Origin of the sequence: Candidatus Palauibacter sp. (genome assembly GCF_965237495.1) — a bacterium.
Taxonomy (GTDB): Bacteria; Gemmatimonadota; Gemmatimonadetes; order Palauibacterales; family Palauibacteraceae; genus Palauibacter.
Map to the genome: position 1 here is coordinate 2,951,503 of NZ_OZ250143.1, position 12,598 is coordinate 2,964,100.

At 68.1% G+C, this 12,598-nt stretch carries 9 protein-coding genes; 6 read left to right on the forward strand and 3 right to left on the reverse strand.

The features are described 5' to 3' along the window. Positions 1–21 precede the first annotated feature (21 nt). Entirely contained in the window at positions 22–795 is a 774-nt protein-coding gene (locus tag ACPXY0_RS12895; RefSeq protein ID WP_423925175.1) for an HNH endonuclease, read from the reverse strand. A 172-nt stretch (positions 796–967) separates the two neighbouring features. On the opposite strand from ACPXY0_RS12895, the gene ACPXY0_RS12900 reads away from it, so the two are divergent. The 3 genes from ACPXY0_RS12900 to ACPXY0_RS12910 all read left to right on the forward strand — a co-directional run bounded on the left by ACPXY0_RS12900 (position 968) and on the right by ACPXY0_RS12910 (position 6,209). Beyond that, entirely contained in the window at positions 968–2,320 is a 1,353-nt protein-coding gene (locus ACPXY0_RS12900) for an IS1380 family transposase (RefSeq protein WP_423925177.1), read from the forward strand. Between the two features lie 388 nt (positions 2,321–2,708). Further along, positions 2,709–4,061 (forward strand): IS1380 family transposase, encoded by a 1,353-nt coding sequence (locus ACPXY0_RS12905; protein WP_423924679.1) that lies wholly within the window; start codon positions 2,709–2,711, stop codon positions 4,059–4,061. Positions 4,062–4,790: 729 nt separating this feature from the next. After that, positions 4,791–6,209, forward strand: a complete 1,419-nt coding sequence (locus ACPXY0_RS12910) for a transposase (protein WP_423925179.1) — start codon at positions 4,791–4,793, stop codon at positions 6,207–6,209. A gap of 292 nt (positions 6,210–6,501) precedes the next feature. Here the strand turns inward: ACPXY0_RS12910 and ACPXY0_RS12915 are convergent, their stop codons facing one another. Together ACPXY0_RS12915 and ACPXY0_RS12920 are read right to left on the reverse strand one after the other, a co-directional pair. Beyond that, complete coding sequence (locus ACPXY0_RS12915) at positions 6,502–7,359, reverse strand: hypothetical protein (protein WP_423925181.1); 858 nt, start codon at positions 7,357–7,359, stop codon at positions 6,502–6,504. 8 nt (positions 7,360–7,367) lie between these two features. Further along, positions 7,368–8,762, reverse strand: coding sequence for a c-type cytochrome (locus tag ACPXY0_RS12920; RefSeq protein WP_423925183.1), 1,395 nt, complete (start codon positions 8,760–8,762; stop codon positions 7,368–7,370). A gap of 179 nt (positions 8,763–8,941) precedes the next feature. On the opposite strand from ACPXY0_RS12920, the gene ACPXY0_RS12925 reads away from it, so the two are divergent. The 3 genes from ACPXY0_RS12925 (at position 8,942) to ACPXY0_RS12935 (ending at position 12,598) form a co-directional block, all read left to right on the forward strand. Continuing rightward, positions 8,942–11,014 carry a PQQ-binding-like beta-propeller repeat protein gene (locus ACPXY0_RS12925; RefSeq protein WP_423925185.1) on the forward strand — a complete coding sequence of 691 codons (2,073 nt, stop codon included), beginning with the start codon at positions 8,942–8,944 and terminating at the stop codon, positions 11,012–11,014. 61 nt (positions 11,015–11,075) lie between these two features. Beyond that, a complete protein-coding gene (locus tag ACPXY0_RS12930; protein WP_423925187.1) occupies positions 11,076–11,744 on the forward strand; it encodes a hypothetical protein in 669 nt (222 codons plus the stop codon). Positions 11,745–11,878: 134 nt separating this feature from the next. Next, entirely contained in the window at positions 11,879–12,598 is a 720-nt protein-coding gene (locus ACPXY0_RS12935) for a hypothetical protein (protein ID WP_423925189.1), read from the forward strand.

Here is a 12,598-nt window from a genome sequence, read left to right on the forward strand (position 1 = left end):
CCTTTCCCTACCGTTCCCACGTTATTGTCCCCCTCCCACAGCTCCTCTTCCGGTCACCGGGATCACCTTCGTGCCGATCTTTCCGTGACACCCCCTGTGCACTAGAACCCCGTTCTCGAAGTCCGTCTTCCCACCCTCGCTATGCGGCTCAACGTGGTGAACCTCGGCCTCCTTGAAGGCCATACGCGAGTCGTCCCCACATACCTCAGGGTTGTCCCAGTACGCACAGCGCCCGTTGAACGATAGGTACACGTATTCCCGCTCCCAAAGGTCAAACGATCGCTTCGGATCCTTGGGGATCAGCTGCAGCCGCGGCTTCATCCACTCCATGAAGAATCGGTGCCGACGTCGAATCGTGTCACCCCGATCCGCATTGCTTCGCGTGAGCGAGCCGTACCCCGAATAAGACTCCGTCACCTCTCCGTCCCTGAAACGTTTCTGTCCTTCCGCAACTTCCCTCATGAACTCACGAACATTTTCCGCCACATCCTGTCTCCAGCGATCCACAAATTTCGACTCGAACTGATGCCACATCAAGACTAAGTGGATTATCAGATGTTTGGGAAGTTTGGGCCCATCCCAACTCGACAAACGCTTATACAACTCATCTAATATGTGAACCAAACGCTCCTTCGTCGCAAGGTGCTCATCGAGCTCCATATTGTCGTAGTAACACTGATCTATCGCTGGTTTGTTGAAATCAGCGAACTTGTAATCTGATTCATAAGCGTCGAGAATTATGAACAGCTGCGCGGCAAACTGCCGGGTCTGTCCTCGGTCAGTCTGAGGTTTCATCCCGGATCCTGCGATCGTGGGCGCGGGGCTCGTCCGGGAGGGCGGCCGTAGCCGGGCCGTGGAGGCCTTGACGATAGTGAGATCATAGTTTCGGACTATGGAAAAGCACCGCCCGGGGCCCTACGTTCAGAGGGACTGAACAAGAGTTCACCCCGGAACGGAGGACACCCGAATGGTGCGTGGAAACGACTATACCGGACCGCGCCCGCACGTGCAAGGATCGGCGGCCGCGCTGAGGGTCCGCGGGGGCGGCGGGCGGATCACCGACGCGGGCGGCCTCGTCGTGGTTCGGAAGCTGTGGGACGCGCTGGGGCTGGGCGGCTGGATCGACCGGCGGAGCGGGAACGTCCCCGGCCGCTACCGGCCATCGCTCATGGTCGAGTCGTGGGTGGTGCTGCTCCTGTACGGCGGCGGGGTGATGGACGACCCGCCGCTTCTGGAGCGGCGGGGCGTGCGCCGCATCTTCGGCTGGGCGCGGGTGCCGCACCCGGCCACGTTCGGGCGCTGGTTGCGGGGTTCGGCGGCCGTGCTGTCGCCGCTTCTGGACGAGCTGTTGTGGCGGATGGTGCGGCGGCGCTGGGAGCTGGCCGGCGGGGCGCCGCGGTCGGCGACGATCGTCATGGACTCGACCGTCGTGGTGCGCTACGGGCTGAAGCAGGCCGGGGCGGAGCGGGGCTACAACCCGAAGAAGCGGGGCCGCCCCTCGCACCACCCCCTTCTGGCCTACGTCCTGGAGACGGGCGACTGCCTCGGGGTGCGCTGGCGGCCGGGGGGCGCGCACACGGCCCGGGGGGCGGAGGCGTGGCTGGCCGGGCTGGTGGCCCGCCTGAGGGGGGCGGGGGTGCGGCGGATCACCGTGCGGCTGGACAAGGGGTTCTTCTCCAAGTCCATCGCGCGGCGCATGGAGGAGCTCGGCGTGTCCTATCCGCTCAAGGTGCCGCGGCACGCCTGGCTCGACGGCTTCCGGGGCGCCTGGGAGACCGCCGCCCGGGACGAGGCCGGGGACCGGGAGCTGAGGACGGCCTCCGGCGAGCTGTGGGGGACGCGGCTTCTCTCGGTCGAGAGGCGGAGACGGGTCGGGCCGGACGAGGGAGAACTCGATCTCGCGGCGTGGGAGACCACGATGAGCGCCGACGTTCTGACCAACATCGGGAGCATCGGCCCCGTCGAGGCGTGGCGCGCCTACAACGCGGGCGCGGTCGTCGAGCAGCGGATCGAGGAGCTGGGCCAGCTCTCGGCCGGCCGCACCGCGGTGGACGACCTCGGCGGCAACGCCCTGCTCTGGAGCCTCGCCGTGCTCGCCCACCAACTCCTCCACATCCTGCGTGCGAACTTCCTCGGCGGCCGCTGGCGCGCCGTGCAGCCGCGCGGCATCCGGCTGCGCCTGCTGCGCGCCCCCGCCAGGATAACCTCCCACGCCCGCCGAACCTCGCTCGGGTTCGCGCGCGCCGAACCGGCCCTCGGCCTCCCGCGGCGGGCGCTCCGAACCATCGCCACGGGGCTCGCGCCGCCCGCACCCGCCTGACCGGTCCCGGCCCCGGCCTTCCGAAGGCGCCGCGCGGCGGCGCCCACTCCCCGTGTCTCCGCGAGCCGTTCGGGACCCCTCCCGAGCCCCGCCGGCCCTCCGCCGAGGCCCGGTCCGGCCCCGAAAACGCCACCGCCCGCGCCAAGTCGCCACAACCGCCGGTCATAATCGCCCTCAGGCCGCCCGACTATCCGCCAACGCAGGATCCGGGTTGAACCCGGATCCTGCGATCGTGGGCGCGGGGCTCGTCCGGGAGGGCGGCCGTAGCCGGGCCGTGGAGGCCTTGACGATAGTGAGATCATAGTTTCGGACTATGGAAAAGCACCGCCCGGGGCCCTACGTTCAGAGGGACTGAACAAGAGTTCACCCCGGAACGGAGGACACCCGAATGGTGCGTGGAAACGACTATACCGGACCGCGCCCGCACGTGCAAGGATCGGCGGCCGCGCTGAGGGTCCGCGGGGGCGGCGGGCGGATCACCGACGCGGGCGGCCTCGTCGTGGTTCGGAAGCTGTGGGACGCGCTGGGGCTGGGCGGCTGGATCGACCGGCGGAGCGGGAACGTCCCCGGCCGCTACCGGCCATCGCTCATGGTCGAGTCGTGGGTGGTGCTGCTCCTGTACGGCGGCGGGGCGATGGACGACCTGCCGCTTCTGGAGCGGCGGGGCGTGCGCCGCATCTTCGGCTGGGCGCGGGTGCCGCACCCGGCCACGTTCGGGCGCTGGTTGCGGGGTTCGGCGGCCGTGCTGTCGCCGCTTCTGGACGAGCTGTTGTGGCGGATGGTGCGGCGGCGCTGGGAGCTGGCCGGCGGGGCGCCCCGGTCGGCGACGATCGTCATGGACTCGACCGTCGTGGTGCGCTACGGGCTGAAGCAGGCCGGGGCGGAGCGGGGCTACAACCCGAAGAAGCGGGGCCGCCCCTCGCACCACCCCCTTCTGGCCTACGTCCTGGAGACGGGCGACTGCCTCGGGGTGCGCTGGCGGCCGGGGGGCGCGCACACGGCCCGGGGGGCGGAGGCGTGGCTGGCCGAGCTGGTGGCCCGCCTGAGGGGGGCGGGGGTGCGGCGGATCACCGTGCGGCTGGACAAGGGGTTCTTCTCCAAGTCCATCGCGCGGCGCATGGAGGAGCTCGGCGTGTCCTATCTGCTCAAGGTGCCGCGGCACGCCTGGCTCGACGGCTTCCGGGGCGCCTGGGAGACCGCCGCCCGGGACGAGGCCGGGGACCGGGAACTGAGGACGGCCTCCGGCGAGCTGTGGGGGACGCGGCTTCTCTCGGTCGAGAGGCGGAGACGGGTCGGGCCGGACGAGGGAGAACTCGATCTCGCGGCGTGGGAGACCACGATGAGCGCCGACGTTCTGACCAACATCGGGAGCATCGGCCCCGTCGAGGCGTGGCGCGCCTACAACGCGGGCGCGGTCGTCGAGCAGCGGATCGAGGAGCTGGGCCAGCTCTCGGCCGGCCGCACCGCGGTGGACGACCTCGGCGGCAACGCCCTGCTGTGGAGCCTCGCCGTGCTCGCCTACCAACTCCTCCACATCCTGCGCGCGAACTTCCTCGGCGGCCGCTGGCGCGCCGTGCAGCCGCGCGGCATCCGGCTGCGCCTGCTGCGCGCCCCCGCCAGGATCACCTCCCACGCCCGCCGAACCTCGCTCGGGTTCGCGCGCGCCGAACCGGCCCTCGGCCTCCTGCGACCGGCGCTCCGGGCCATCGAGCGGGGTCTCCCGCCGCCCGCGCCCGCCTAAATCTGACCGGCCCCAACTCCGGCTTTCCGAAGGCGCCGCGCGGCGGCGCCCACTCCCCGTGTCTCCGCGAGCCGTTCGGGACCCCTCCCGAGCCCCGCCGGCCCTCCGCCGAGGCCCGGTCCGGCCCCGAAAACGCCACCGCCCGCGCCAAGTCGCCACAACCGCCGGTCATAATCGCCCTCAGGCCGCCCGACTATGCGCCAACGCAGGATCCGGGTTCATACCCATCACGCGACTGAACAACTCGTGACCGCCTGCCTTTCCCTTCCGCCCGGCAATCTCCACGATTGCTTCGCCGAACTCGCCCGGGAGGGCATCTCTCCGTTCCTGCGCGGTCAGGTCCGCCCCACCCTGCAGTCGTATAAAGAGATCGCGCGCTTCATTGTCATCCGCAGAGATTATCTCCGCAACAGGTATTGTGCTGTTTAGAAACTGAGCTTTGAGGTTAGCCGAGAGTCTATTGAACGGCTTGCCCGCCCATTCACATCCTCTCGTTCTCAAATGACGTGGGAATCGGGAGCCCGGGGACATCGGATCGAGCAGTGAGAAATCGCCGTTACGGTATCCGACTATCGCGTTGATTCGTTGCTGTCCATCGATGATCTCGTATCGGGTATTCTCTCCACCCGCCCTAGCAGTCCGTGGTAAAAGTCGCGATGTCCCGCGTCGATGTTGATGGTTAGATTGTGGGCGGGACAAGAGGCGACTGGCGGTTTGGGGAGGTTGACGATGGCGATGGGTCGGCGGAGGGGCGGGCGGCAGAAGGCGCTGTTCGTGGCGGCCGAGAGGATCCGGGCGCCGGGGCACCCGTTCTACCGGGCGCTGGAGGGGCTGTTGGCTTCGGCGGGGTTCGACGGGTGGTGCGAGGAGACGTGCGCGGCGCACTACGCTCAGCGGCTGGGCCGTCCGAGCATCCCGCCGGGGGTGTACTTCCGGATGCTCGTGGTGGGGTATCTGGAGGGGATCGGATCGGAGCGCGGGATCGCGTGGCGGTGCGCGGAGTCTCTGTCGCTGCGGGAGTTCCTGGGCTACGAGCTGGACGAGAACCCGCCGGACCACTCGACGGTGTCGCGGACGCGGCGGCGCCTGCCGGTGGAGGCGCACGAGGCGGTGTTCGCCCGGGTGCTGGAGCTGCTGGAGGAGAGCGGGCTTCTGAGCGGCAAGACGCTGGGGATCGACTCGACGACGCTGGAGGGGAACGCGGCGATGCGGTCGATCGTGCGGCGGGACACGGGGGAGGGATACCAGTTGTTCCTGGAGGGCTTGGCCGAGGCGTCGGGGATCGAGACGCCGACGAGGGCGGACCTGGCGAAGCTGGACCGGAAGCGGCCGAGGAAGGGGAGCAACGAGGACTGGGAGCACCCGCACGACCCGGACGCGCGGATCACGAAGATGAAGGACGGGCGGACGCGGATGGGCCACAAGCTGGAGCATGCGGTGGACATGAGCTCGGGGGCGGTGTGCGGGCTGACGGTGCAGCCGACGACGGGGGGCGACTGCGCCTCGCTGCCGCAGACGGTGGGTGAGGCTTGCGGACAGTTGGAGCGGCTGGGTCTGGAGGCGCGGGAGCTGGTGTGCGACAAGGGCTACCACTCGAACGCGACGATGAAGCGCCTGGCCGGCCTCGGGGTGCGGGGCTACGTGAGCGAGCCGAACCGCGGGCGGCGGAGCTGGAAGCGGGACCGGGCCGCGCAGAAGCCCACCTACGCCAACCGGCGCCGGATCCGGGGTGCCCGGGGCAAGCGCCTTCTGAGGGCGCGGGGCGAGAAGCTGGAGCGCGCCTTCGCCCACCTGCTCACCACGGGCGGCATGCGCCGGACGCACCTGCGCGGGCACGAGAACATCCGCAAGCGGATGCTGGTGCACGCGGCCGGGTTCAACCTCGGGCTCCTGATGCGGAGCCGGTTCGGCTATGGGACGCCGAGAAGCCTTCAAGGCCGAAGTGCGTCCACGCTCCGAACGGGAGGCCTCCGGATCGCCTTTTCGGCCCTTTTCCGCCCGAAATCGCGCGTTCTCGGCCACCTCCGGCCCGCGCGGGCCCGACAATCGCCCAAACGCGGCACCGGCCCCTCCGGCGCAACAATCCGCCGCGACTTTGCCGAGATCATATTCCGTGGCCCGCAGCGCGCTTTTGCCACGGGCTGCTAGACGGTGTTGTTATTACGTGAAAATAGAAGACGGGAAGGTGGAATCCACGCATAAGAGAATCTATGAGCATCTGTTGTTGCGGAATCGTCCAAACTTTACCACGCTGATACTCGGGGTTCGGAGCCAATTGCGCATGGTTCACTTCCTTGAGGATGTCCTCGATGCTCCAAGTCTCGGAATTAGTTTTCACAGAGCCGTTCTCCCGGCTAATGGGTGATTGGACGCGGCGTAGGTTGGCCCAGGCTCGAATCGAGCGAGGACACCTTAGCCTCGTCAAGGAGGCTAAGGGGCGTCAGGGGGTAACGGTCACCCGGACGTAGGCGTTCGTCCAGCAGCACTGGTCGCCGCCGGTGCTGTCGTTCGCGCCCCAGTTGTCGACGCGCGCGCGCAGCACGTACTCGCCCGGCTCGCTGAACACGGCTGCCGTCGTCGCCTCGCCGGTCCCGCCCGCGATCGTGATCTGCCACGGTTCGAACGACACTTCCCCGGCGGGGCCCTGATGCTTGAACCAGGTCACCTCGACGTCGACTTCCTGGTTCACGAGGTCCTCGGGATCACGGACGGAGACCTCGTCGGTCCACAGCTGGAGGGCCAGCGGCTCCCCGACCTTCGCCGTGCGGGGCTCCCCCCAGACGCCCTGTACGTGCTGGCCTTCGGGTCCCTCCGGGTCGAAGCGCACCATCGGCGGCACCGACCCCATCGCGCGCGGCCCGTAGTCGAGCTGCAGCGCCGAGACTCCCACGCGCCCCGGCACGGAATAGGTCACTCCGTTCGCCGTGATCGTCCACACGACCCGCTGCTCTCCGTCCTCCCAGGTCGGGGGCACGGTGACCGAGAACACGCCCCGATCCCGGCGCGGCCGCACCGGGAAGTGCGTCTGCTGCACCCCGTCGAACTCGGCCGGCTCGATGGAGTTCGCCGCGCCGATGGGGATGTCGAGAATCTGCTCGGTGTTCAGGTTGAAGAAGCCGAACGAGAGCGTGAACGTGCCGTCGTCGTTCCGGTACCACCCCTCGAAGAACGGCGCCACCGGCTCGCCCTTCGGCGGGATGGGCGCGAGCGGCAGCCGCTGTACCTGCTGCGCGGCCGTCGGCGCGACCGCCCCCAGCTGCGCGGCGAGCAGGGCGGCCGCGAGACGTCCGGTACGCATGGCTCGGCTCAGTTCTCGCTGTTGCCGTCGTTGTTGCCGTCGTCGGCGTCGTCGTCGCTGGTGAGCGTCTCCCGCTCCTCCACCAACCGCTCGAAACCGTCTTCCGAGAGGTGCGTCACGGCGAGCCACGCGTGGGACATCTCGTCGCCCGTCCGGCTGCCGCGGGCGTACCAGATCTCCGGATCCGGCGTCAGCTCGTTCTCCTCCGAGTTGTCGTACCAGCCCGTCATGACGAGCACCGTCCCGGTCGGGAGCAGCGGCGCCGCATCGTCTTCATAGATGTAGCTGTGGTGCCAGCGCGCGTCGAAGTCCGTGACCATGCTGACGAGTTCGACCTTGCCGTCGGGATAGATCGCCTGGATCGACATCGCGTGCAGGTGCACGTGCCCGTGCGGCTGGAAGCTGTCGAGTCTCACCGGATGGTCCCAGCGGTGGAACCCCTGCGTCATGGCGGTACCTCCCGGCGCCAGCGCGATGTCGCCGCGGAGAGGATACAGGCTCAGATCCTGTGTGAACTCCGGCTCGAACCCTTCCCGGTGGAACCAGATCCCGAGTTCGACCTGATCGTCGTCGACTTCATATCCCATGGGATAGTAGTGGGCGTCCCACTCGATCATGTCGTTCGCCTTCAACAGCCGTCCCGCGTCCGTGGGCACGATCTCGCCGATCTTGCCCATCGCGTACTCCGACAGGCTCTGGATGCGCTGGTACTCTCCCTCTTCGTTGAGCCGCAGCAGACGGGGGATGGCGTGGTGGACGACCTGACGCCCGGCCGGGAACGAAGGCCGCGTCTCGAACGCCATGATCCAGCGGTCCTCGTCGAGTCCGGTCGGGACCCGCGGACGCCACCAGGTGTCGCCGCCCTCGGCGGGCACGTCGAACGGCTTCGACTTGATCACGTGATCCGGCGGGCCGAGCACGTCCTCGAGCTGCCACTTCTGCTCGTTCGGCCATTCGATCGCGGGCGGCATGTCGGCCGGATCGCCCTCCGGCGCGCCGGCGTCCGCCCACGCCACGACCGTCTCGATCTCCTCGTCGCTCAGCCGCCAGTCACCCTTGATGTCCTGGATCCCGACCCCCGTGTCGAGGTGGTAGGGCGGCATGAGCCGCTTCGAGACCAACTCCTTCATGCGGGACGCCCAGCGGCGCGTGTCGCGGTAGTCCAGGAGCGGCATCGGGCCGACGGACCCCTGCCGGTGGCAGATCTGGCAGTTCGCCTGGAGAATCGGGGCCACGTCCTTCGAGAACGTGACGTCGGCCTCCGGGCCGTGGGCACCGTTGGAGGCCGGCCCCTGTGCGGCGAGAGAGCCGAACGCGAGACCGAGGGTCAGCGGTGTGATCAGGACTGCCAGGGCCGCGGAACGCGACCAGGCATGGCTCGAGCGATCGCGCGATCCACGCATGAGATGTTCCTCCTCCGGAGCGCCGGGGTTCGTCCCCTCTTTCACAGGTAGATTGCGAAGGAACTGCCCTTCGGGGCAAGAAGCCGTTGCGCCCCACGAAACGTCCGTCCACGATGGAGTGTTAACGTGCCGGCGACATCCCGAGCGCGGCAGAAGTGAGCACAGCGAGGACAGACGGTATGATGAACCACGATTCGAGTTCGCGGTCCCGGCGATTTTGCGCCGTTCTTCTCCCCTTCCTGTTCGGGGTGATCCCCGGCAGCCCGCTCGCGGCGCAGGGCCCGGGCGTCGAGGGCGCCGCGTGGACCTATCTGGGCGGCGACGCCTGGCACACGCGGTACACTCCGGCGACGCAGATCGACGCTTCCAATTTCGAGGACCTGGAGATCGCGTGGCGATGGGACGCCTCGAGCTTCGGGCCCAGTACCGCGCGGGCCACGCCTTCCTATGTGGACGGGAAACTGATCACGGTGACCGGGGAAAACCGGCATGTCATCGCCCTCGACCCCTCCACCGGAAGACTCCTCTGGAGCTTCACCGAACCGATGACGTGGCGGCACGAGTACTCGATGCGGAAGGCATACGGAAAGGGCGTCGCGTACGCCGAGGTCGATGGACGCGACATCGTGTACATCATCAGTCCCGGGTTCTTCCTCTACGCGCTCGACGCGGAGACGGGCGAACCGCTGGACAACTGGGGGGAGGCGGTGCCGCTGCCGGGATTCCCGTCCTCGGGGACCGTGGATATGGTGGCGGACCTCATCGAGGGGTGGGGACCGTGGGAGAACCTGAACCAGGAATACGACCCGGATCAGGGGATGCCGCTCGAGATCGGCTACATCACGGCCTCCTCACCGCCGATCGTGGTCAACGACGTGGTGGTGATCGGGAACTCCGCGCAGCAGGGCTACAACCAGACGCGGAAGGAGATGGTCCCGGGCGACATCCTCGGCTACGACGCGCGCACGGGTGAGTTGAAGTGGAAGTTCCACGTCATCCCGCGCCCCGGCGAGTTCGGGCACGAGACGTGGGAGAACGACGCCTGGCAGTGGACGGGAGACGTCTCGGCGTGGGCGCCGCTGTCGGCGGACCCGGAACTGGGCCTCGTCTACGTGGTCACGAACGGGGCCACGATCGACTACTACGGCGGCTTCCACCCCGGCGACAACCTGTTCAGCACGAGCATGATCGCGCTCGACGTGGAGACGGGCGAGCGCCGCTGGCACTACCAGTTCGTCCACCACGACATCTGGAACTACGACACGCCGACGGCCCCGATTCTGATGGACGTGGTCGTCGACGGACGGCCGATCAAGGGCGTCTTCCAGGCCACGAAACAGTCCTGGCTGTACGCCCTCGACCGCGAGACGGGCGAGCCGATCTGGCCCATCGAGGAGCGGCCGGTGCCGGCCTCGAAGGTTCCGGGCGAGAGGCTCTCTCCGACGCAGCCGCACCCGACCTTGCCGCCGCCGTACGACCTGCAGGGTCGCACCGAGCAGGGTCTCATCGACTACACGCCCGAACTGCGCGAGATGGCGCTCGAGTACGCGCGCGAGAACGACCTCTTCGCGCCGCTGTTCAACCCGCCCACGCATGTCGGTAACCCCGACGGGGACGGCCCGGCGCTCATCTGTCCGGGCGGCGGAGGCGGAGCCAACATCACGGGTCCCCCCGTCGCCGATCCGGTCGATGGCGTCGTCTTCGTTACTTCGACGAGCGGGTGCTCTCCGGTGATGGTGGCGCCCGGCATGGAGTCGGACCTGGATGGCCCCGACCAGACGGGGGTCACTCACTCGGAGTTCTCGCGCGCGACGGGTGTCGTGACCGAGAACACGGCGGACCAGGCAACGGTCGAGGGCCTGCGGATCTGGAAGGGGCCGGTGGGACGGATCACGGCGATCGACGTCAACACGGGCGAACACCTGTGGATGATCCCCCACGGGGACGCGCCGGAGCGGCGGCAGGCGATGATTCGCGATCACCCGATGCTGCAGGGCGTGGACGTGAACCCGAACGAGGGCCGTCGCGGCCATTCGGCCATGGTGGCGACGCCCACGCTCCTGCTCGCTTCGGGGCAGACGAGTGACGGGACCCCACACCTGTTCGCGATCGACAAACGGACGGGCGAGCGGGTCGGGCAGGTGGAGCTTCCCGGTAACACCCGCTACGGGATGTCGAGCTGGGTCCACGAGGGGAAGCAGTACGTCATGATCCAGTTGACGGATGGTCTCGCGGCGATGATGCTGCCGTGACTCTCGCGGCGAACGTCGGGCGGGACTGAACCCTTATCAAGACAGGAAGACGAGAAAAACAATGATACGTGACAACCTGCGTTTTGGAAGAGTATGGGCCTGCACCGCGGCGGCCTTCTGCGTCATGGCGGTGGCCGCGTGCGTCGAGAGCGAGGACGGGCCGATGGAACCCGCGACGCTCAACGAGGCGCCCGTGCCGGTCGGGATGGTGCCGCTGATCACCATCGCCGCCGGCGACCACGTCACGGTGGACGTGTCCGCCTTCTTCCAGGATCCCGACGGCGATCCGCTCGCGTACGGAGCCTTTACGACGAACGCGCTCGTGGCGGGCGCGTCGGTGGCGGGCAACATCATGACGGTGGTCGCGGTGTCCACGGGCCAGGCCGCCGGCGCCATCGTCGCGCGCGATACGGCCGGCGGGGAGGCCGTGCAGAACTTCGCGGTGAACGTGCCGAATCAGCCACCGCTCGTCGTGCGGTCGCTCCCGGCCCTGACCCTTACGGCGGGGCAGGCGCAACGGATCGACCTGTCGCAGTACTTTTCCGACCCCGAGGGTGATGAGTTGGAATTCGACGCGGCTACCGCGAACATCCTCGTGGCGGCCGCCCAGGCTTCGGGCAGCACTCTGACCGTGGTCGCCGTCGCCGCGGGGAGCACGACGCTCACGGTCACGGCGCGTGATTCGGGCGGGGGCGAAGTCCAGCAGGAAGCCTCCGTGATCGTCCGGTAACCACGACCTCCCGCCAGATGTGACCCGAAGGGCCATTGCCTCGTGTTAGGGGGTGGAAGGTCGAAGAACGGGGTTCGGCGCTCTCGGCGCCGACAGAAGGGGGGAGCGTGACGTACCAGGCAAGACGGTTCTCGATGGCGGTCGGTCTCGCGGTCCTGGCGGGGGCCTGGGCCGCGGACATCGCCCTCGCGCAGGACTTTCTCTTCCGCCATCCCAACGTGACGCTGGGGCTGCGGTTCGGGTACGCGATGCCTCGCGCGGAGGGCGAGATCTTCGATTTCACGCGCGACGAACTCACCGTCGAGAAGAGCGACTTCAACTCCGCCGCCATTGCCGGCGATCTGGGAATCCGGCTCGCCGGCCGAATCGACCTCTCGCTGGGGCTCGGATACGAGAGCAGCGAGATCGATTCCGAATCCCGCGATTTCATCGGCGATGACGACCTGCCGATCCTGCAGACGACGAATTTCCGACGCGTCCCCTTTACCGTCGGGTTGAAAGCCTACCTGACGGAGCGGGGTCGCCGCATCAGCGATCTCGCCTGGATCCCCGCCAAGTGGGCCCCCTTCGTGGGCGGCGGCGTCGGCTTTGTCTGGTACGAATTCGAGCAGTCGGGCGAGTTCGTCGACTACGAGACCCTGGACATCTTCGTCGACCATTTCGCGTCGAGCGACGGTTCGCCGCTCGCCTACGCGACGGCCGGTTTCGACTACTCGCTCGGGCTGCGGTGGATTTTCACCGCCGAAGCCCGCTATTCTTGGGCCAGTGCGGACATGGGCAACGATTTCGTCGGGTTCGATCCGATCGACCTGACGGGTCTCCGCGCCGCACTCGGCTTCTCGCTGCGGCTGTAA